This window comes from Dyella silvatica (assembly GCF_026283955.1).
GTDB classification, from domain to species: domain Bacteria; phylum Pseudomonadota; class Gammaproteobacteria; order Xanthomonadales; family Rhodanobacteraceae; genus Dyella_C; species Dyella_C silvatica.
Genome location: NZ_JAPDPE010000099.1, coordinates 1 through 20,577, shown reverse-complemented (window position 1 = coordinate 20,577; position 20,577 = coordinate 1). Strand labels below are relative to the sequence as shown.

Genomic DNA, 20,577 nt, shown 5'->3' with positions numbered 1-20,577 from the left:
TCAGCCGGTACATGCGGTGGCCGCCATCGGTCATCCACAGCGCTTCTTCGATAGTTTGCGCGGGCACGGCTTGGAGGTGATCGAGCATGCGTTTGCTGATCACCACGCTTTTGTGCCGAGCGAGCTGGATTTTCACGATGAGCTGCCGGTCTTGATGACCGAGAAGGACGCGGTGAAATGCCGTGGATTTGCGCGGCCGCATGAGTGGGCGGTGCCGGTGCGTGCGGTCTTACCGCAAGATTTTCTCAGTGCCTTGGGCGAGCGGGTCGAGGCCTGCCGTCAGCGCTTGCTGAAACAAAAAGGCCGGCACTAGGCCGGCCTTTTTGTTTCATGCGGGCACGCTTACTGTTACTGGATGCGGACCACGTTGCCCTTTTCGTCGATTTGCACGATGTCGCCTTCGCGAATCGCGCTGGCATCGGGCACGGTCACGTTGGTGTAGCCGCCAGTGCCCATTTTCAGGCGCAGCGTGTAGCTTTCGCCGCCGCCGCCCGTACCGATCTTGTTGCCGACCACGCCGCCGCCGACAGCACCGGCCACCGTGGCGAGCGTGTTGCCCTTACCCCGGCCGACCTGGTTGCCCAGCACGCCGCCGGCCAAGGCGCCGATAACCGTGCCGGCCGTGCCATGGTCGCGGCCCTGGGTGATGTTGCGCTCGATCGATTGCACCGTGCCGCACTGGCTGCAGCGGACAAAGATGCCATCGTTACGAATCAAGACGTTGCCAGAGGAAGTGATGTAGCCGGTATTGCCGGTATTGCCGGGTACCGCCGCCTGGGCGGTGACCGCGGTGAGTGCAAGCGCGGCAGCGATGGCAAAGACGTTGAAATGACGGATGTTCATGAGCTCTCCTTGATGATTCAAGATGACGATGCCGACCTGATCGCGACGGGGGAAAGACGTCGGGTAATACCGATCCCAGGTTCTGGTGTTGGCTTGCGCTGGCATGGTAATTCGATTTTTGTGGCGGCGGAGGGCTGGAAACGCCGCTATGTCCGTATGGGACAGCGCTTGTTTATCATGTGAGGCTGTCGGTCGTGATTAGCTTGCGGCCAGCTGACGGTTTCAAACCTATGTTTTCGGAGTTTCCATGAGCCTTATTCAAGTACCCGTGTCCTACGGTGAGCTGATCGACAAGATCACCATCCTGGAGATCAAGTCGAAGCAGATCACCGATCCGGCCAAGCTGGCCAATGTGCGCAATGAGCTCGATTTGCTCAACGCGACCTGGAGTCATGCCGCCGTTTCGCAGATCGATATCAGCGATGAGCGCGCGCGCTTGTTGGCGGTGAACGAACTGCTTTGGGTGATCGAAGACGATATCCGCTTGAAGGAAAAGGCCCAGGCTTTCGATCAGGCATTCATCGAGTTGGCCCGTTCGGTGTATTTCCGCAACGATGAGCGTGCCGCCGTGAAGCGCGAGATCAATCTCAAGCTGGGCTCGCAACTGGTTGAGGAAAAGTCGTATCAGGATTATCGGGCGTAAGCGTCTGTTCTGGCTGTTGCATGGTTAACAGCACCTACTCAGGCGGTACGGGCTGAGTAGGCTCCCCCGGCCTTGCCAAAGCCATGTTTTCACCCGGCTGTGACATATCGCCGATGCAGTATGGCGAGGGAGTATTCATTAGGGGGCGCTGATGAACCAGAACGACACGCAAGCTGCGGCTCTGCTGGCCCAGGCCTATCCGATCAGCCAGCCGCCGAAGGGGCCTTACCCCGAACAATCGATCCCGCGCTATAGCGCGGCGAAAGGCATGTGGGCGGCCTGTTTTTCGGGTGGCGGGCCACGTGCCTTTGCGGCATCGCTGGGACAGATGCGCGGGCTGCACGCGGCCGGGGTAGTGCCCTTTCTTGGTGCGATCTCTTGCGTATCGGGCGGGAGCTGGTTTGGTGGGCTGTTTTCTTTCGCGTCTTCGTCCTATAGCGATCGGCAATTGCTGGGGCCGGCGGTCGCCCCTGGCGATCTCACTGTGGCTATGCTGGACCAACTGCCGTCCGGTTATCTGGGTTCGGCTTTGGCTCATCTCAGCAATGAAGAGCTGGCGGCTTGGCTGGCTCTTTATCTGTTGGAGTACAAATGGGGCACGCTGCCGTTCGACAAGATCTGGGGGCGTCTGCTCAATGCCACGCTGCTGACGCCGTTCGGGCTCGGCGACCTCAATACTTCGCTGACCTTGAACCCGCAGACGCTTGCTGCCATCCAGGCCCGTAATCCCTCGCTGAATACGAGTTTCTTTACCCTGCGCGACGATCGTCCCTTCTTTATCGCCGGGGCTACGCTGGTCTATCCGCAGAGCACGCTGTCGCCCCGGGGGGACTTCGTGCGTAGCTATCCGGCCCGCGATCATGCTTTGCTGCAGACGCAGCCTGGGCTTGAACTCGGCGATCTTCCGGGGCAGACCTATCGGCCGTTCGAATACACGCCCGGTTACAGCGGTACTCCGCAGCTGTTCGCCGGCGCAGGTGTTAACGGCGTCGATATCGGCAATGGCTATGTCGAGAACTTCGCGTTCGATACGCCGACACCACAAGGCGCGAATGCCAGCGATATCGTGACCGTGGCGGCAGGACAGTTTCCATTCCTGCTGTCTGATGCCATTGGCAGCAGCAGTGCCGCACTGGCTTCGTTGATAGACCTGGCCGGCTATTCCGGCGGCTTTCCTTATTTCAGCTATTGGCCAATTCGCAACATTGGTCAGCAGGCGTCGGCGAGCTATAGCTTCGGCGATGGCGGCATCTTGGAGAACATCGGCATCGTCCCGCTGCTGCGGCGCAAATATCCGGTGATTTTCGCCTTCGTCAATTCGCCGTTCCCGGTTAACTCCACTGATCAGGGCTGCGTCGATGGCATCGATGGCCAGATCAGCCGGTTGTTCGGCCTTATCCCCGCCAACGACTATGGCAACGACCAGAACACCCAGATCTTCGATAAGGCCGAGTTCGCCCGATTAGCGGCTGGTTTGAAATCTGCGCGTGCGGCCGGCGGGCCGGTGGTGCATGCCGGGCACTACGCTGTGTTGCCCAACAATCCGTTTGCACTGGAGTCGTACAGGCCCTTGATCTTCTGGTTGTACAACGATTTGAACGAATCATGGCGCAAGCAGTTGCCGCCTGCGGTCAGCGCCTTGCTCAATGACACGAACCCAGAAGATTTCCTGGCCAACTTTCCGAATTACGCCACCGTCGGGCAGAACTATGAGGAATTGCTGTACCTCACGCCGCGGCAGATCAATCTGCTCGCCCATATGTGGTGCGACACCATGCAACAGGGCTTCGCTGCGCAGGGGCAGGCGTTCGGCGTGGATTTGCCCGGGGCCGCCAGCTAGCCGGTTTAGCCATGCTGCCCATGTGCTGCACAAGCCTCGAAGCGCTCGATAACCGCATCGACCTCGATCAAATCCATCACGCCTGGCCGCTCGATCTTGCTGCCCCAGGGGATCTCGCTGGCGGGTTTGCCCAGGTATTTTCGTGCGGCGGCATCGTATTGGTTCACGCACCAGCGGCGGTCGGAGTAAGGGCCGGAGCGGTCGGGGTTGCTTGCCGCGTGCAAGCCCAGCACTTTGCAGCCAACGGTATTGGCCATGTGCATGGGGCCGGAATCGGGGGTCAGCAGCATCGGCGCGCGTACCAGCATCGCCAGCAAGCGTTTGAGGGTGTCTTTGCCGGTGAGGTCCAAGGGGCTGCTGTGGCAAGCGGCAAGCACCGCATCGGCTGCGCTGCGCTCAGCTGGCGAAGGGCCGCCAATCAATGCGACGCGCCAGCCGCGCGCGGCAACATGGTCCATCACCGCGGCATACCGTTCGGCGCGCCAATTGCGTACTGCGTGGCTGGAGGTCGGGCTGACCAGCAAGGTTGGTGTATCGCCCGGCAGCTGTTCGGCCGCCCAGGCATGCGCCTCATCGGGGATGGGGATGTCCCAGCGCACCTGTGTTTGCTTAAGGCCCAATGGCTCGCAGAAGCTGCCGATCGCATCCAGTACGTGTTCACCCGTGCGCGCGGGAATTCGCTGGTTGATGACCAGGCCATGCAGGTCTTTGGCCCGTGCGGCGTCGTAGCCGACTCGTTGCTGTGCACGAATGCCCAGGCTGAGCAGGTTGGAGCGCATCGCGACCTGCATCTGCAACAGGGCATCGAAGCGACGGCCACGCAAGGCCTGGTGTACGGCACGCATGCCGGGCCATCCGGCGGCTTTGTCAAAGGTGATGAACTCCACCCCCGGCAGGTCGCCGACCAGTCGGCGTTCCAGCTTGCCGACAATCCAGGTCAGCGTGGTTTGGGGCCATGCCTGTTGCAGCGTGCGCACCAGCGGTACGACATGCGTGACATCGCCAATGGCGGATGTGCGCAGCAAGCAAATCGAGGCGGGGGGTGAGTTTGGAGGCATGGGCCTTGAGCTAGAATCGCGTGACATGAAGACGGCAGGCGGCCAGTAGAACCGGACATGATGATGCAAGAACGAGTCCGTGAGGACGCTGCCAGCGCGATTCTGTTCGATGCCGCGGTGGCGCCACAAGTCGATGCGCGCTGGTTTCTGCCTGCGTATTGGCAGGATCAGGGCGCTTTGCGTACGCAGGCGGGGGGGCGCGGCGGGGTGGCGGTCATCGATACGCCGGCGGGGCAGTGCGTACTGCGGCATTACCGGCGTGGCGGTCTGGTGGCGCGTTTGATGGGTGATCGCTATCTGTGGCGTGGCGCCGCAGCTACCCGGTGTTTTGCCGAGCTGCGCCTGCTGGGCGCTATCGCCGCGCTTGGTTTGCCGGGGCCGCAACCGGTGGCGGCCCGTTATCAGCGCCAGGGGATGTTTTATACCGCGGACCTGATGACGCGCCGCATTGTCGATGCGCAAACCTTGGCCGAATGCCTGGCGATGCAACGGCTTGATACCGGGCTGGCCGAGTCGACCGGTGAACTCGTGGCGCGTTTTCATCGAGCCGGCGTCTGGCATGCCGATTTAAATGCGCATAACGTGATGGTCTGCTCGAATGAGCTGTATTTGATTGATTTTGACCGTGGCGAGCTACGCCAGCCGGCATCACGTTGGCAACTTGCCAACCTGCAGCGCTTGCGCCGTTCATTGGTCAAGCTGGGCGCCGCCGCGCAGGGCGAGGCCAGCTTTGATCAGACGCTTTGGCAGCCTTTGCTCAGCCGTTATAGGCAGGTACTGAACGCATGAACTGGAGCTTGCACTTTCTGGGCGTCGGCGCGGCGCACGCGGTCGAGCTGGGCTCGTCGGCAGCGGTGTTGGAGCGCGATGGCGAGCCTATGTTGCTTATCGATTGCGGCCCCGACACGCTTGATCGCTATCTTGCCGCTTACGGCGTGCCACCACGGGCGCTATACATCACGCATACCCATATGGACCATGTGGCCGGGCTGGAGCGATTGTTTTTCCGGCTTTGGTTCGACCAGCGCCTGCGTGGGCAAACCAAGCTTTTCGCACACGCCGGGCTGGTGCCGTGGTTGCAGGGGCGGGTGGCCGATTACCCCAGTGTGTTAGCCGAGGGTGGGGTGAATTTCTGGGAGGCCTTTCAGCTGATCCCATGCCATCGCGGGTTTTGGCTGGATGAGTATTGGTTCGACGTATTCGCCACCCGCCACCACATGCCTGGCACCTCTTACGGGCTGGCCCTGGCGGGCAGTTTTGCCTACACCGGCGACACGCGCCCGATCCCCGAGATGCTGACCCAGCATGCTGGCGGCTCGGAGATCATCGCCCACGACTGCGGCTTGGTCGGTAATCCCTCGCATACCGGTATAGACGATATCGAGCGGGAATACCCGGCGCAGCTGCGTCAGCGGCTTTGGCTTTATCACTACGGCAGTGTTGCCGATGGTGCGGCGCTGGCGGGGCGCGGCTATTCGATCGCCACCGCTGCTAGCCGCATACCGCTGGCTGCTCCCTCGCTTGTTCGCCCTGATGCCGGTTGATTCGAGAGCCATCACTTTTATGGATACGGGCTTGTGAGTTCCAAACAGCTTTGCATGCTTGCGCGCTACAAGGCGTGGGCCAATCAACTGATCTTCGATGCCGTCGCGGAGCTGCCCGCGCTTGAAACGTCAAAGCCGCGGCAGACCGTATTCGGCAATATGTTGCGTACGCTAAGCCACAATTATGCGATTGACCGGATCTTCCAGGCCCACCTGGAAGGGCGCGAGCATGGATTCACCTCGCGCAATACCGCTGAGCTGTTGTCGCTTGAGCAGTTATGGCCGCTGCAGCAGGCGGTGGACCAGTGGTATATCGCCTGGAGCGATGCGCAGGACACGCAAAGCGTGGACGAAAGCGTGCATTTCAGCTTTATCGGCGGCGGCCAGGGGGTTATGACCCGTGCTGAGATCTTGCTGCATGTGGTCAATCACACGACCTATCACCGCGGTTTTGTCGCCGATATGTTTTATCAAATACCGGCCAAGCCGCCGACCACCGATTTGCCGGTGTTTCTGCGTGATGTGGCGCAAAACCCACGCTGAGCCAGGCTATGGCGTGGTATCTCTTGTCACTGCGCGAGGCTCCGGTTATTCTTCCGCTTCTTTGTTGGGCTCAACTGCCCGGCAACGAGGTTTCACCATCGCGGAGAGGTGTCCGAGTGGTTGAAGGAGCACGCCTGGAAAGTGTGTATACGGCTAAACCCCGTATCGAGGGTTCGAATCCCTCTCTCTCCGCCAGTGAGTGAAACCTGCGGCAGCCTCCGGGCTGGCGCTTAAAAGCAACGTCTATGGTGGCCCTGTCGGTCCCTCCGCGACGATAGTTCGTAAACTCCGCCAGGCCCGGAAGGGAGCAACGGTAGCGAATGATTCGGGTGCCGGAGTGTGGCTGGCAGGGCCGCCGCCTTTTGGGAGGGGCTGAAACCTGCGCATGACTTGCCATGGGTGACTTGGCACAATCGACTCTCGCCCCAAGGTAGTAAAGCCCGGCTCATGAGATTTCAGCAGTCCGCGTTGTTCGGCTTAGGCCGCCCGATGGCTCGATATGGCGCAGGTCAGGGTGCTGCCCTGATTGAATCGCGCGTCGCCATGGTGCCGCCCGGGCAAGACAAGGTCATGGGCCGGATTGGTTTATCCCCGGTGATGCCTCATCGCTTAAGGGTGAATCGACATACACTTCTTCATTCTTCCCGGTCCCGTGGGCAAACCGTCCCCGGCGCGGGCTACCCGGATGTCATGAGCAGGTTTTAACGCATGTCTTATCAGGTACTAGCGCGCAAATGGCGCCCTCGCAAGTTCTCCGAGCTGGTCGGGCAAGAGCATGTGGTGCGCGCGCTCACCAATGCATTTTCGCCAAGTCACTCAACTGTGAGCGTGGCGAGTCAGCCGACCCGTGTGGCGAATGCGCGGTTTGTACCGCGGTGGATGCCGGCCGCTTCGTCGATTTGCTGGAGATCGATGCGGCCAGCAATACCGGTGTGGACGATGTGCGCGAGGTGATCGAGAACGCGCAATACGCGCCGGCTCGTGGCCGCTTCAAGGTGTACCTGATCGACGAGGTGCACATGCTGTCCAAGCCAGCGTTCAACGCTTTGTTGAAAACGCTGGAAGAGCCACCGCCGCATGTGAAGTTTCTGCTCGCTACCACCGACCCGCAAAAGCTGCCGGTAACGGTGCTGTCGCGCTGTTTGAAGTTCAATTTGAAACGGCTGCTGCCGGACCAGATCGCCGGACAGATGCGACACATCCTGGGTGCCGAAAACATTGCCTATGAAGAGCCCGCCATCGGCGAGCTTGCGCGTGGCGCCGATGGATCGTTGCGCGATGGCTTATCGCTGCTCGACCAGGCGATTGCCTACGGTGGCGGGGCGCTGCATTTGGATGATGTGCACGCCATGCTGGGTAGCGTCGCACGAGGCCAGGTACTGGGCGTGCTCGATGCGCTGGCGGCAGGTGACGGTCAGCAGCTGATGGCCGAATGCACACGGATTGCCTCGTTCTCGCCGGATTTTGGCGGCGTGCTCGATGATCTGGCCAGCGTGCTGCACCGGATTCAACTGATTCAATTGGTGCCAGGCTATCGCCCCGAAGATGGCGACAGCGATAATGGCAGCATCGTCGCCTTGGCCGAGCGGCTGGCGGCGGAAGATGTGCAGCTGTATTACCAGATTGCTACTGCCGGTCGTCGCGATCTCGCGCTGGCGCCGGATGCGCGTACCGGTTTCGAGATGGCCTTGTTGCGTATGTTGGCGTTCCGGCCGCTCGATGGCGGTGAAGCGCCGCGTGGCGAGCGCCCCGCCAGTGCGTCACCGCCACCGCGTACGGCACCCACCTCGGCAGCAGCGCCGCCGCGAGCCGCACCAGCTGCCGCCATGGCTGAGCGCCCGATGGCGGCGACCCGTGCCGATGCCGTATCGTCGCCGAGTACAGAACCTGCACCTGCCGTTGCGGCCGTTGCTCCGCCTAAGGCGGCGATTCCGCGTGATGCATCCGGGTTGCCCAATTGGGATGCGTTGATCGAGCAGGCCGGCTTGCGTGGGCCGCTCGGTCAGCTGGCGCAGAATGCGGCTTTGCGCGAGCGTGATGGCCAAACGCTAGTGATGGCCTTGCAGGCTACCCATATGCATCTGGCGGTCGAGCCGATGGTCGGTCAGATGGAGGACCGCATCAGCCAGGCGCTGGGTGAGCGTATCCGTCTGCGTTTCGTGGGCGATCAGCAGGTCGCCGGACACACGCCGGCGGCGCGTGCGGCCAACGCTCGCGAGGCGGCGCAGTCGGCTGCTGAGCAGTCGATCGAGGGCGATCCGTTGGTGCAGTCGCTGAAGCGCGAATTCGGTGCGCGCGTGTTGCCGCAATCAGTCAAGCCTTTCGAATCCTGAAAACGGCTTATTGATGTTGTTTCTTCAATCTGAACTGAATTATTTGAATCTGGAGTCAAGCTCATGAGAGGACAAATCGGCCAGTTGATGCAGCAAGCTCAGCGCATGCAGGAAGACATGAAGCGTGCGCAAGAAGAGCTTGCCAAACTGGAAGTCACCGGCACAGCGGGCGGTGGCCTGGTCACGGTATTGATGACCGGTGCACACGAGGTGCGTCGGGTGCATATCGATCGCAAGCTGTTTGCCGAGGATCCCGAGATGGCTGAGGATCTGGTTGCCGCGGCGACCAATGATGCGGTGAATAAGGTGGCTGAAGTCAGCAAGGGCAAACTCGGTGGCGTCACTGCCGGGATGAATCTGCCGCCCGGCTTCAAGATGCCGTTTTGATTCTTGCAGAAGCGCAACATGGGTGCGCAAAGCAACCAGGCGGCTATGCCGCGATCGCGCACCCGCTGCGCTTCTGCAACTCGTCATTGACCTATGAGCAAGCTCCTCACTGATCTGATCGAAGCTTTGCGCTGCCTGCCCGGTGTGGGCGGCAAGAGTGCGCAGCGAATGGCCTTCCATCTGCTCGAGCGCGAACGCGAGCGTGGCCTCAAGCTGGCTGGCGCGCTGGAGCAGGCCATGCGGCGTATCGGTCATTGCAGCCGTTGCCGCAATTTCAGCGAGGAGCCGGTGTGCGCGCTATGTGCCAATAGCAGTCGTGACCGGCATGCCTTGTGCGTGGTCGAGTCGCCTACGGATCTGGCGGCCATCGAACAGGCCACCGGTTATCGCGGGCAGTACTTCGTCTTGCTCGGCCGGCTGTCACCGCTCGATGGCCTGGGCCCGGAGGAGCTGGGCTTGGCTCAGTTGAGCGAACGCCTGGCCGAAGGTGAAATCGAAGAGATGATTATCGCCACCAATCCCACGGTAGAGGGTGAGGCGACCGCGCACTATCTGGCTCAATTGGCGCATGCCGCAGGCAGCCGTCAAACCTTGAGTTGATCTTTGAGTTAGGAGTGAGGCATGAGCGACACCATTTTTGGCAAGATCGTCCGCCGCGAAATTCCCGCCGATATCGTCTACGAGAACGATGATGTGCTCGCCTTCCGCGATCTGAATCCGCAGGCGCCGGTGCATGTCTTGTTTATTCCCAAGCGGGCGATCGCCACGCTCAACGATGCCGGCGCATCCGATGCCGAGCTGCTGGGCAAGCTGCTGCTGGCGGCGGCGGCCTATGCTAAGCAGGAGGGCTTGGCCGAGCAGGGTTATCGCACCGTGATCAACTGCAACGAGCACGGTGGCCAGACGGTATTTCACCTGCATGTGCACTTGCTGGCGGGGCGACGCATGCACTGGCCGCCGGGCTGAGCGCATCTGTTTTGGAGCACCTACGAAAACGCCGGCATAAAGCCGGCGTTTTCGTAGGGTGATTTATCGATGCGGCGGGGGTACGGCGCGCGGCACCACGATAACTCGCGGCTGATACCAGAATGGGTCGCCCCACGGTCCCCAGTACGGCCCGAAGCCCGGTCCCCAGAACGGGTCGTAATAGCCCGGCGGATAACTTACGGCAACACGCTTGGGCCACAGATAGACCACATCGGCCTCGACGCGCGGGTAGGCGTAGTCGTACTCGCCAACCTTTTGCGACACCGTGCCATGCAGGGTGCCGGTCACGGTCACTTCGCGCCCGCGCGCGAACACTTCGGGGTCGTAGAAGCCAGCTCGGCAGGCGACAAAGCGCCCCTGATTTTCTGCCGAGTTGCCGGAGGCGGGGCGCGCCTCGTTATCCAAGGGGCGTGACAGCAGGTAGAAACAGGTTTCTTGCTGGCCCGGCTCGGTCTTGATGATCTCGCCGCCCCAGCGCACCTTGGTGCCGCCCGCGCCGCCTTGTTGGGCTGCCGTGGTGGTGATGTCGGTATAAGTGCCCTGCAGCGGTTGGGGAATGGTCGCGCAGGCTGCCAATGACGCCGTGACGACCGCCAGGGCAAGGGGTTTGTACATGGACATGAAAGCTTTCTCCATCATGGGGCGGATGTAGGCGTGTCCGCTATTCAGCGTTGTTTGACCGTGCGTCACGGTCATAAATTCCGTATGGCTCGCTGAAATGTTTTGACAGTTCAGTGGGAGGTTGGTCCTAGATGTAACGCAGGTTCGGCTAAGTCTCCAGCAATCTTTCGAATTCGTCGCACTGGCGGGGCGGCATCCTGGCGGCTCGGCACTGGCTTTGGGGCCATGCTACTAGTCCAGCCAGGCGAGCAGGCCTGGTCCAGGCACGCGCATCGCAGTGTACAGCGCATCCTTAGGGTGACGAGGTGCAGCCTTTGTTTCTCTATCGGCCATACCTTGGTTGGCCGCTAATGCAGCCTGGCCATACCGGTAGCGCGGGTAGGGGGAAGCTATCCACATTACCTCGATGCGTCGAGCCCGATAACGCCTTTGCGCCACCAATGGTTGACGGTGTTTTCCTGGATAGTGGGGTTTTCTTTGCCAGCTATGGTTATCTCAACCGGCTAAGCCCGATGTTGGCGGTGCCGGGCATGGCGAGCTGCATGCAGAGATATCAATCTCGCAACTTCATGCCATGCCATCGGCTGACGCAGCTTAGGGTCGAAATCTTTTTACCGCCTGCCGAAAAGCCTTTAGCAGGTCGGCGGGTGGCTCGTCATAGGCGTAACGGAGATCAAGATAGTTCTCCATCAGTTGCTCGAGCTCGTCGCGCTTGTGCGGTAGAGCTCGCGCTGCTCGGCGCAGGTAATGCTGTGGCCCCTCGCTGTGTCGGCGAAGAACCTTGACTCTTCCGAGCTTTCTTTCCAATGCGCGCAGGGCCAGCAGCAAGGTATCGTTGCCGCGCTTGCGCCACAGGGCCCAAGCCAAGCCTATGCAGGCGAACAGCACGCAGGCCACCGCCAGCAATAAATTCAATGTCGATGCGTCGGTATCGCGGACGCCAAAGGGGGTGAGTAAGCCGCGCTGGCGCATGGCATCGAAGCCGATCACGCCTTCGTTCCACCAATGATTGACGATATCCCAGCGATTGCGCAGGTTTTGCAGCCAGGGGCTGCGGTACCAGCCGCCGGTTTGATCGCCCGCCGCGGCGGTGGCGCCAAGATTGACTCGCTCGGGTCGCACCGCCGCGGTGGGGTCGACGCGGACCCAGCCACGGCCGCTCAGCCAGACTTCGCTCCACGCATGCGCATCCGACTGGCGTACCAAGAGATAGTCGCCGAGCGTGCTCCAGTAACCGCCTTGATAGCCGGTCACGACGCGGGCGGGAATGCCCGCGGCACGCATCAGCACGGTAAAGGCTGATGCGTAGTGCTCACAGAAGCCTTCGCGCGTGGTGAATAGAAAATCATCCATGGCGTCGTGCCCGAGCGCCGCCGGCGATAGCGTGTAGCTGAAGTTGTCGTTATGGAACATGGTCAGCGCTTGCTGCACGATGGCGGCATCGTCCTTGCCGAATCGTTGCCGCCACTGGGTGGCCAAGGCGCGCGTGCGTGGGTTGAAACCTGCCGGCAGTTGCAGGCCGCGCTGTTGGCTGGGGTTGTCCAGCATGGGTTGCAGGCGATAGTGCAAGGCTGAGCGAACGGAGTAGTTTAATGGTTCGTTGACGGGTTTGTCCGCCACAAGCTCGCGATCTGCGCTTAGCTTGGCCTGGGCTGGGGTTGCCAGCGGCACATCGAGCGCGGGCAGTACGCGTTGATTGTTCGGCTCCATGCTGATGCGGTAAGTGATGGCATCCTGGGCTTCGACGGTGGCAGGTTCGCGGGTGTCGCCGACGTGATCCCAGCGACGGCCGTCATAACGCCACATGACATAGGCGCGAAAGTAGCGTTGTGCCGGCGCCGGTTGGCTGCCATCGAAGCTCACCCGCAAGGCGGGCCGGTCGTCGGTGAGCAAGTCGACAAAATCGCCGGGCGACATCTGTTCGCTAAGACCGATACGCGCTTGTGGTGTCGATGGCGCAGCCCAAAGCGGCGAACTCAGTCGAGGCACAAGGACAAAAGCCGACAGCGCCAGCGGCAGCGATACCGCAAGCAGGCCCAGTGCCGGCAGTAGCTCATGTTGCAGGGTGCTGGGTAGGCGTGCCGGTTGTAGTGCGCGCAAGCTGGCGAGTGCCGGCAGCAAACCCAGTGCAACGCCGATGGTGACCAGCATGCTTTGATTGAACAGCAGCGCGGCCATCAGCGCGAAGCAGGCGAAGGCCACACCTACGCGCACATCGCGCGGGGTTTCGGTCTCCAGCAACTTGAGTATCAGCAGCCCCACCGCCAGTGCCGCACCGGGTTCGCGGCCGAAGATGCTTTGGTATTGAAAAATGACCGCCGCCGTCAGCAAGCCGAGCAAGGGCAACTTGAGATAGGCCGGCATCCGTCCGGGCCAGTGCCGTCGCTGCCACCAGCGAAGGCCGAGAGTCAGCGCGAGTGCGCCGCTTAACCATACCGGCAGCTGCGGGGTGTGCAGGCCCAGCACCATGGCCATGGTCAGGCATAGCAAATCGAAGGCGCGATCATTGATCGGGGGTTCGCCGGTGTGTGTGCGGCGAAATACAAACGGCCACTTCATAATGCCCAGCCCATGGTCGAGCGCATCATGGCAGCCGCGCCAGCGCGTTCATGCAGCTAGCGTAATGTGCGAACCCGCTGCCGGGGGCGATTTCCTCATCAGGCAACCACAGACTGCTGCGCTGACCTTTGGCTTCGGCTTCGCCGAGCCAGCGTGCCAGGCGAGCGATGCGTGCTTCATGATCCATCGCTGATAGCAGGCGCCAATCCAGTTGCCAGGCCTGATGGCCTTCTGGTTGCTCAAAGTCTTTCACCAGCAGGCTGTGATGGCGGGCGCTGACTTTCCAGGCAATGTGCCGCAGCGGATCGCCTGCGCGATAGTCGCGCAGTGCGGCCAGGTCCTCGCCGTGATGCAGGCGTCTGCGATGAAGATCGTCGGCGGGCAGCGGCGGTGGTGGTCCGCCGACTTCCGCTTGCGGCCACACCAGGGAGGATTGTTGCGGGTACAGCCAGCTCCATGCGCGAAACAGGCCGAGCGGCCAGTTGGTCCAGAGTTTGATACGTGGCAAGGGCTGCCAGCCTCGCCGTGTCGTGGTGACTGCAAGCACCACGCGGCTATTGCCGTCGGCAGCGATAGCGAATGCCTGGGTCTGGCCGTCGATGGTCACGTAAACAGCCTGATGCAGGCGCCCGGCACTTTCCACATGTAGCTGCAGCGTCAGCGGCTGGCCGGCGACAGCATGGCCGGCTTGAATCGTGATGAGGCGAAGGCCATCCAGATTGCGAAACGCAACCAGCATGCTGGCAGTGCTGGCGGCACCCAGCAGGCAGGTGAGCAACAGAGCCGCATTGTTGGCGTAGTTCAGTGCACCCACCAACATGATGACGAGCAACAACGTGAAGCCAAAGCCGAAACCGGTCGGCACGATATAGATACGGCGACGGTGCAGCTCGATAGGCAGGCTTTCCGGGCGCCGATAGCGAGTGAGCGCAGGTAGACGTTGCTCTGCCCACAGCTGCATCCGGCGCAAAGCCTCCCGCTTCATGACCATCGGTCCGTGCCCATCAATCGACCGCGACCTCGGCGAGCAGATTGCGTGCCAATGAATCGCCATTGGCGCCGCGCGCGGGGACCAGTCGATGCGCCGCCAAGGGGACAAACAACGCTTGAATATCTTCGGGCAATACATGCGTGCGATGGCTTAGCAGCGCCCATGCACGTGCGGCTCCCAGCAGCGCCAGGCCTGCGCGTGGCGAAAGGCCTACGCGGATATCCGCATGTCGGCGACTGGCCGCAAGCAGGGCCTGCAGGTAATCGAGCAGGGCGGCGCTCACCGTGATGGCCTGCGCTTGATGATGCAGCGCGGCCAGGCCTGCACCGTCGAGCTGCGGTTGCAGTTGCGCGAGCAGATCGCGCCGGTCGCTGCCGGTGAGCAGGGCGCGTTCGGCGATGGCGTCCGGGTAGTCCAGCGAAAGTCTCAGCATGAAGCGATCAAGCTGAGAATCAGGCAGCGAGAAGGTGCCGTTGAGATCCAGCGGATTTTGCGTGGCCACGACAAAGAAGGGTTGCGAAAGCGCGTGTGTCTGGCCGTCGACCGTGACTTGACCTTCAGCCATGGCTTCGAGCAGCGCGCTTTGCGTTTTTGGCGTGGCGCGATTGATTTCATCTGCTAGCAGCAAGCCGGTGAAAATCGGGCCGGGATGAAAACGAAAGCTGCCGGTCTCGCGCTCGTAAACGCTGACCCCGATAATGTCGGACGGCAGTAGATCGCTGGTGAACTGCACGCGCTGAAAGTCGAGTGCGAAGCTGGCCGCCAGCGCATGGGCCAATGTGGTTTTCCCCACCCCAGGCACATCTTCCAGCAGCAAGTGGCCGCCAGCGATCAGGCAGGTAAAGGCGAGCTTGATCTGGCGCGGCTTGCCAAGCAGCACCTGGTTGACCTGCGCGATAGCGGCTTGCAGGCGGGTGTGCAGCGTTTCATCGTGGAGTGCAGTGATGGCAGACATAAGCGGGGAATGGCCGGTGGAGGCAAGGCAGGATGCTGTTGATGCGTGATGGCGCCAGTGTAACGAGCCCTTCAACGCGCTGGCGAGACGCGTTTATCGTTGTGTTTGCTGCTTTGACGCTGGTCAAGCTGCTGATCGCTGCCAGCCTGTCACCCTTTGGTGACGAGGCGTTCTACTGGCAAGAGAGTCGCCGGCTGGCCTGGGGTTACAGCGATCTGCCGCCACTCACCGCCTGGTTGATTCACCTGGGCGAGCAGCTGGCAGGGCATGGCGTGTTCGGTATGCGTTGGCCCTTTCTGTTGTTGGGCAGTGCGGTGCCTTGGCTGGTGGTGGCGTTTGCGCGGCGGTCATTCGATGAGCGTGCGGGCTGGCAGGCTGGTTTGCTTTGCCTGGCGTTGCCGTTGGCGGGCAGCCTGGGTGTGCTGGCTTTGCCTGATGTGCCGCTGACCTTCGGCATCATGCTGGCGCTGTTTGCTTTGTTGCAGGCGCTGGAGCGCGACCGCAGGCGGGACTGGCTATGGCTGGGTATCGGTTTGGCGGTGTGTTGGCTGGCCCACTACCGCGCGGCGATGCCGATGCTGGCGGGTTTGTTGCTGTTCGTGCTGACTCCGCGTGGCCGGGCGCAATGGTGCAACAAGGGTTTTTGGCTTGCCATGGCGGTGGCTGGCGCGGGCCTGTTGCCCTTGCTGATTTCCAATTGGCAACAGCATGGGGCTGGCGTGGTTTTTCAACTGGTCGAGCGCAACCCGTGGCGCTTCCACGCCGATGCCCTGGTGCAACCGTTGGAGCAGGCGCTGGCATGTACGCCACTGCTTTATGCGTTGTTGCTGTGGACCGCATGGCAGAGCTGGTGCCGGCGCAAGGAAGGGGCGCCATGGGACTTGATTGCGATCAGCTCGCTGACCTTTGTGTTGATTTATTTTGGGCTGGGTCTGTTTGCCGATGATTTGCGTTTCCGTGCGCATTGGGCGCTGTCGGGTTACTTGCCTTTACTGGCCGCGTTGCCGGTGCTGCTGCGCCCTTATGCCAAGCGTCGTGGCTGGCGCGCGTTCGTGCTGGCGGGCTTTGTGTTCGCGGCGTTGGGGCAACTGGGTGGCATGGTTTATCTGGGCATGGCGGCGCATTCCGAGAGTGCGCGGATGCTCGCCGGGCTGAAAATCTTTCCGTCTCGATTCGTCGGTTGGCGAGAGAGTGGTGACGCTGCGCGGGCATGGCTGGCAAAACAGCCGGGTGTGCTGGTCGCCGATAACTTCATGTTGGCGGCGGAACTGGATTTTCAGCTCGACGGCCGGGTACCGGTGTACGCGTTGGACAACCCTCTCAATGTGAAGCATGGCCGCGCGCCGCAACTGGCGATCTGGCGCCGTGATGAACCTGCCTTGCGTGAGGTGCATCCGGGTGAACCGATGTTGCTGGTGGTGGACGAAATGGCGCTACGCCTGCGCGAGCGCTCCGACTGGCTGCGCTCACTCTGTGATCGGATCGATAGTCCGCGGCCATTACAGCGGCTGGATTTGTTTGATGGCCGGCGGCGCATGGCTTTTTATGTGGGCAGGGTGCCTGCCGTTGCGGGCGGGCTCGAGGAGGACGCTGGCCAGTGCCTGATATGGCGGCAGGCCAGCATGGCTGCCGCGGCAGGATCGGATTCCGGCTCGTAGCGATGACATGTCGGTAGGCCGATCCGGCACTGGGGCGGGTCACTCGCCAGGCTGCCTTCAGGGCAAGGCGACCCCGATTTTCCGCAATAGCCGGGCCAGCGCGATAAGCGGTAAACCAATCAATGCATTTAAAGCTGCCGGCGCAGTCCAGCGGCTGCTCACGCTCTACGTAGCGGGCAATTTCGTCGGCGTCCAGCTGGCGAAAGTGCACACGGGTGTGGTCGACGTGGGTATGGCGTTGGCCGTCTCGGGTGTCGAGCAGGCATAGGGCGGTATGAAAATGCACCTCGCGACCGGAGCTGGCGGCGAGCTGGGCACGGGCGCGTTCGGGGGAGCCCGGTTTATCGAGTATGTAACCGTCGAATTCGGCGACTTGGTCGGAGCCGATCACCAGGGCATGGCCTTGGCCTGCGGCGGCGGCCTCGGCTTTGGCGATAGCCAGGCGCAAGGCCCGGGCTGCCGGCGCTTCGTCAGGCCATGGTGTTTCATCGGTGCCAGGCGCGCGTTGTTCGAAAACCGGTACCAGTCGGCCTAGCAGCTCGGCCCGGTAACGTGAAGTAGAGCCAAGAATCAGGCGTGGGTTAGTCATAGGGCCTGTGGGGTGGGGCTTGTTAAGAGCGAGGTAAAGGGCAGGGGCGAGGCAGGTTTTATGGTTCGCGCCGGATGTGTTCGCGGACCGCATCGTCGAGCGCGTGTTGTGCCTGGGTCAGGCCGGCCAGCAAGGGTTGTAGCCGCTGGCGGGCAGCGCTCATCGCGGCGGCGGCGGTGCCGAGCTCCTGTTCGGTCGCCCGTGGGGCCTGGTCGCGGATCCAGATGCGTTGCTGCAGCAATGAACGCAGGCCGGCATCGATGGCGTGCCGTGCCTCTTGTTCGCCAGTCGTGGGCAGGTCAGGGTTAAGCGACATCACCGCAGGTGCCTGCTGCAGGCCTGCGCGGCAGGTTTTCAGGTCGGCTTCCAGCTGATCGGCCAGCTCCAGCAGGTAGCGCACACTGCCGGCGCGGCGGTAGAACCGTTGGCGATAAAACAGGGTTACGCTTGCGAAGGCCGCCAGTAAGATGAATAGCAGAGTCAGGCCGAGCGTCAGATGGGCGTTCACGGAGGACGTTAGGCTCTTGGGCGAAGGGCGGCAGTCTGCCGCATGCGCCCGAATCAGGCAAAATAACCGGCTGTGCGACAGCTGAAGGCCCGTGCTAGTTGACTTAGGGCGCTTACAAACCTAGAATTTCTCGATTATGTCCGTGACACTGCCAGAGTCCGTGGACGCTTGGCGCATGGTTTCGGCGCAGCGTTCGTTCCAAGGGGTATTACCCATCTCCACCTTCCATCGATTGGGCGAGGTGTTGGCGGGTACCGATGGCACGGCTCAGTTCGAGTTGGATTTTGGCCGCGACGAGTTCGGTACAGCGTATCTGGATGTTCGCGTCCAGGTGCCATTGACACTGATCTGTCAGCGTACGCTTGAGCCATTTGTATTGCCGACAACGGTGGAAAGTCGACTTGGACTGATTAAGTCCGAGAACGAAGAGTCAGCGTTGCCACCCGGATGCGAGCCTTTGCTGGTTGCGGAAGATGGTCGGTTGATGCTGGCCGATGTGATCGAAGACGAATTGCTGTTGGCGTTGCCGCTGGTGCCGATTAATCCGGACAGTCGGTTGCCTGACGAAGTAGTGGGTCCTGGCCCGGAGGAAGAACTCCCCAGCGAGGATCGTTCCGATAACCCGTTCGCGGTTTTGCGCGAACTCAAGAAACAATGATTTAGCTGGAGATCCGCCATGGCCGTTGCCAAGAGCCGCAAAACCCCGTCCACCCGCGGCATGCGTCGTTCGCACGATGCGTTGAAGACCGTGCAGCTGTCCACCGATCCGACCAGTGGTGAAGTGCATCTGCGTCACCACGTGACTGCCGACGGTTACTACCGTGGCAAGAAAGTCATCGAAACGAAGTCCTCGGTCGTCGAAGAGGATTAATCCTTCCCGCAAGGGTTGTGATTTCGCAAAGCGGCGCGGCAACGCGCCGTTTTTGCGTTTAAGCGCTTAACGTAAATGTCGTTGGAAGTTCTTTGCGGCGGCTTTGCCTGGGCGTTGACGCTGGTGCGCCACTGAGCCCGGCCGAGCGTGGCTGGGTTTGAAACATGTGAAGGCCGCGCGAATGCGCGGCTTTTTTGTTTCAAAGCGATGAGCCGGGTTGACTCTTGCCGAGCTGGCTAAGCTCACGCAATCGCCGTCGAATGATTGAATACAGCTGCGTACGGCCGCGGATGCTGGCACCATTCCTGTTTTCGCTCACGGAAATCTTGTCTCCATGACTCAGGTTGCTGCATCGCTCGCTTTCGTCTTTCCAGGTCAAGGCTCGCAAGCCGTTGGCATGCTCGCCGAATTGGCTGCCGCTCATGCGGAGGTGAAAGCGACTTTTGACGAGGCTTCAGCTGGCGCGGGCATCGACTTGTGGGCGCTATCGCAGCAGGGGCCGGAGGCCGAGCTCAATGTGACGCAAAATACCCAGCCGGCCCTGTTGGCGGCAAGCGTCGCAGTATGGCGGGTATGGCACAAGCTTGGCGGTGTGCTGCCGGCACGGTTTTCCGGCCATAGCCTGGGCGAATACAGCGCTCTGGTTTGTGCTGAAGCGCTGTCATTGCACGATGCGGCGGCTTTGGTCGCGGAGCGCGGTCGCCTGATGCAGGCGGCGGTGCCTGCCGGCGTAGGTGCGATGGCGGCGATACTTGGCGGCGATGATGCGCAGATCGCCGAGGTTTGCGCAGAGATGGCTCAGGGGCAGGTGGTGGCCCCGGCGAATTTCAATTCACCCGGTCAGCTGGTGATTGCGGGTCATGCCGAAGCGGTCGATCGGACACTGGCTCGACTGGCCGAGCTGGGCGTAAAGAAGGCCATCAAATTGGCAGTGTCCGTACCTTCGCATTGTGCGTTGATGCGTGATGCGGCGGATCGCCTGGGTGAGCGTATGTCGTCGATCGCATGGCAACAGCCGGCTATACCCGTGGTGCAGAATGCCGAGGCAAAAGCTTATGACAGCGTGGAGGAGATTCGTGCCGCGCTGCAACGGCAGTTGTACCTGCCAGTGCGCTGGACCGAATGCGTCCAGGCGCTCGCCGCCGCCGGTGTAACCCGGGTGGCCGAAGCAGGCCCGGGCAAGGTGCTGTCAGGCTTGATCAAGCGTATTGATAAAAGCATCGAGGCTCGCGCCATCGGCACGCCGGCTGAGCTGGATGCTGTTCGTGCGGAATGGGTTTGACCCGCCGTTTTCATCTCCGATTCCCGCTTCCGCTTATTGAGGAAATCAACGCATGAGTAAACCATTGCAGGGTGAAATCGCCCTAGTCACCGGCGCCAGTCGTGGTATTGGTGCGGCCATTGCCGATGAGCTGGCGGCGCAGGGCGCCACGGTGATCGGTACGGCCACGAGTGAGTCCGGTGCGGCGGCGATCGGTGAGCGGATTGCCGCGCACGGCGGTCATGGCCGTGTCTTGAATGTCACCGACGGTGCCGCTGTCGAAGCCTTGATCGACTCGATCGGCAAAGAGTTCGGCGCGGTCTCGATCCTGGTCAACAACGCCGGCATCACCCGCGATCAGTTGCTGATGCGCATGAAAGATGATG

General features: G+C 61.5%; 21 protein-coding genes, 1 tRNA gene, 1 other RNA gene and 3 pseudogenes. 18 read left to right on the top strand and 8 right to left on the bottom strand.

Annotated features, from left to right (window positions below; translation table 11 throughout):
- Positions 1–313: tetraacyldisaccharide 4'-kinase (locus OUZ52_RS17335; protein WP_266159792.1), on the top strand; the 313-nt coding region annotated here is incomplete at its 5' end.
- Between the two features lie 35 nt (positions 314–348).
- Here OUZ52_RS17335 and OUZ52_RS17330 read toward each other — a convergent pair.
- Complete coding sequence (locus OUZ52_RS17330; RefSeq protein WP_266159791.1) at positions 349–843, bottom strand: glycine zipper 2TM domain-containing protein; 495 nt, start codon at positions 841–843, stop codon at positions 349–351.
- A gap of 9 nt (positions 844–852) precedes the next feature.
- Here OUZ52_RS17330 and OUZ52_RS17325 point away from each other — a divergent pair, with 9 nt between their 5' ends.
- The 3 genes from OUZ52_RS17325 (at position 853) to OUZ52_RS17315 (ending at position 3,326) form a co-directional block, all read left to right on the top strand.
- Positions 853–1,026, top strand: coding sequence for a hypothetical protein (locus OUZ52_RS17325; RefSeq protein ID WP_266159790.1), 174 nt, complete (start codon positions 853–855; stop codon positions 1,024–1,026).
- 64 nt (positions 1,027–1,090) lie between these two features.
- Positions 1,091–1,486, top strand: a complete 396-nt coding sequence (locus tag OUZ52_RS17320; RefSeq protein ID WP_266159789.1) for a DUF6165 family protein — start codon at positions 1,091–1,093, stop codon at positions 1,484–1,486.
- A 151-nt stretch (positions 1,487–1,637) separates the two neighbouring features.
- Complete coding sequence (locus OUZ52_RS17315) at positions 1,638–3,326, top strand: hypothetical protein (protein WP_266159788.1); 1,689 nt, start codon at positions 1,638–1,640, stop codon at positions 3,324–3,326.
- A gap of 5 nt (positions 3,327–3,331) precedes the next feature.
- Here the strand turns inward: OUZ52_RS17315 and OUZ52_RS17310 are convergent, their stop codons facing one another.
- Positions 3,332–4,384 (bottom strand): glycosyltransferase family 9 protein, encoded by a 1,053-nt coding sequence (locus tag OUZ52_RS17310; protein WP_266159787.1) that lies wholly within the window; start codon positions 4,382–4,384, stop codon positions 3,332–3,334.
- A 57-nt stretch (positions 4,385–4,441) separates the two neighbouring features.
- On the opposite strand from OUZ52_RS17310, the gene OUZ52_RS17305 reads away from it, so the two are divergent.
- From OUZ52_RS17305 to OUZ52_RS17265, 9 genes and pseudogenes are all read left to right on the top strand, one after another.
- A complete protein-coding gene (locus OUZ52_RS17305; protein WP_266159786.1) occupies positions 4,442–5,173 on the top strand; it encodes a 3-deoxy-D-manno-octulosonic acid kinase in 732 nt (243 codons plus the stop codon).
- The gene (locus OUZ52_RS17300; RefSeq protein WP_266159785.1) at positions 5,170–5,928 is read left to right on the top strand and encodes an MBL fold metallo-hydrolase; all 759 of its coding nucleotides are present in this window, start codon (positions 5,170–5,172) and stop codon (positions 5,926–5,928) included. Before OUZ52_RS17305 ends, OUZ52_RS17300 begins: the two co-directional genes overlap by 4 nt.
- A gap of 33 nt (positions 5,929–5,961) precedes the next feature.
- A complete protein-coding gene (locus tag OUZ52_RS17295) occupies positions 5,962–6,471 on the top strand; it encodes a DinB family protein (protein ID WP_266159784.1) in 510 nt (169 codons plus the stop codon).
- A 102-nt stretch (positions 6,472–6,573) separates the two neighbouring features.
- Positions 6,574–6,666, top strand: a tRNA-Ser gene (locus OUZ52_RS17290).
- 60 nt (positions 6,667–6,726) lie between these two features.
- An RNA gene (ffs, locus tag OUZ52_RS17285) (signal recognition particle sRNA small type) lies at positions 6,727–6,823 on the top strand.
- Positions 6,824–7,179: 356 nt separating this feature from the next.
- Positions 7,180–8,804: pseudogene (gene dnaX / locus OUZ52_RS17280) on the top strand (DNA polymerase III subunit gamma/tau).
- A gap of 63 nt (positions 8,805–8,867) precedes the next feature.
- Positions 8,868–9,191 carry a YbaB/EbfC family nucleoid-associated protein gene (locus OUZ52_RS17275; RefSeq protein WP_266159783.1) on the top strand — a complete coding sequence of 108 codons (324 nt, stop codon included), beginning with the start codon at positions 8,868–8,870 and terminating at the stop codon, positions 9,189–9,191.
- A gap of 93 nt (positions 9,192–9,284) precedes the next feature.
- Positions 9,285–9,758: pseudogene (gene recR / locus OUZ52_RS17270) on the top strand (recombination mediator RecR); the annotation flags it as partial.
- Positions 9,759–9,812: 54 nt separating this feature from the next.
- Positions 9,813–10,157 (top strand): histidine triad nucleotide-binding protein, encoded by a 345-nt coding sequence (locus OUZ52_RS17265; RefSeq protein WP_266159782.1) that lies wholly within the window; start codon positions 9,813–9,815, stop codon positions 10,155–10,157.
- Positions 10,158–10,220: 63 nt separating this feature from the next.
- On the opposite strand, the gene OUZ52_RS17260 is transcribed toward OUZ52_RS17265, so the two are convergent.
- The 4 genes from OUZ52_RS17260 to OUZ52_RS17245 form a co-directional block, all read right to left on the bottom strand.
- Positions 10,221–10,799, bottom strand: coding sequence for a Slp family lipoprotein (locus OUZ52_RS17260; protein ID WP_266159781.1), 579 nt, complete (start codon positions 10,797–10,799; stop codon positions 10,221–10,223).
- Between the two features lie 594 nt (positions 10,800–11,393).
- Entirely contained in the window at positions 11,394–13,358 is a 1,965-nt protein-coding gene (locus OUZ52_RS17255) for a transglutaminase TgpA family protein (RefSeq protein ID WP_266159780.1), read from the bottom strand.
- A 25-nt stretch (positions 13,359–13,383) separates the two neighbouring features.
- A complete protein-coding gene (locus tag OUZ52_RS17250) occupies positions 13,384–14,343 on the bottom strand; it encodes a DUF58 domain-containing protein (RefSeq protein ID WP_266159779.1) in 960 nt (319 codons plus the stop codon).
- A 19-nt stretch (positions 14,344–14,362) separates the two neighbouring features.
- Complete coding sequence (locus tag OUZ52_RS17245) at positions 14,363–15,304, bottom strand: AAA family ATPase (RefSeq protein WP_266159778.1); 942 nt, start codon at positions 15,302–15,304, stop codon at positions 14,363–14,365.
- A gap of 101 nt (positions 15,305–15,405) precedes the next feature.
- Between OUZ52_RS17245 and OUZ52_RS17240 the strand changes: the two genes are divergently transcribed.
- Positions 15,406–16,962 carry an ArnT family glycosyltransferase gene (locus OUZ52_RS17240; RefSeq protein WP_266159777.1) on the top strand — a complete coding sequence of 519 codons (1,557 nt, stop codon included), beginning with the start codon at positions 15,406–15,408 and terminating at the stop codon, positions 16,960–16,962.
- Between the two features lie 57 nt (positions 16,963–17,019).
- Here OUZ52_RS17240 and OUZ52_RS17235 read toward each other — a convergent pair.
- Positions 17,020–17,551, bottom strand: a pseudogene (locus OUZ52_RS17235) (Maf family protein).
- A gap of 58 nt (positions 17,552–17,609) precedes the next feature.
- A complete protein-coding gene (locus tag OUZ52_RS17230; protein WP_266159776.1) occupies positions 17,610–18,059 on the bottom strand; it encodes a hypothetical protein in 450 nt (149 codons plus the stop codon).
- Positions 18,060–18,195: 136 nt separating this feature from the next.
- Here OUZ52_RS17230 and OUZ52_RS17225 point away from each other — a divergent pair, with 136 nt between their 5' ends.
- The 4 genes from OUZ52_RS17225 to OUZ52_RS17210 form a co-directional block, all read left to right on the top strand.
- Positions 18,196–18,717 carry a YceD family protein gene (locus OUZ52_RS17225; RefSeq protein WP_266159775.1) on the top strand — a complete coding sequence of 174 codons (522 nt, stop codon included), beginning with the start codon at positions 18,196–18,198 and terminating at the stop codon, positions 18,715–18,717.
- A gap of 18 nt (positions 18,718–18,735) precedes the next feature.
- Positions 18,736–18,930, top strand: coding sequence for a 50S ribosomal protein L32 (gene rpmF / locus OUZ52_RS17220; RefSeq protein WP_266159774.1), 195 nt, complete (start codon positions 18,736–18,738; stop codon positions 18,928–18,930).
- A gap of 334 nt (positions 18,931–19,264) precedes the next feature.
- The gene (gene fabD, locus OUZ52_RS17215) at positions 19,265–20,212 is read left to right on the top strand and encodes an ACP S-malonyltransferase (protein ID WP_266159773.1); all 948 of its coding nucleotides are present in this window, start codon (positions 19,265–19,267) and stop codon (positions 20,210–20,212) included.
- Positions 20,213–20,264: 52 nt separating this feature from the next.
- A partial coding sequence (locus OUZ52_RS17210; protein WP_266159772.1) for an SDR family NAD(P)-dependent oxidoreductase occupies positions 20,265–20,577 on the top strand: 313 nt, incomplete at its 3' end.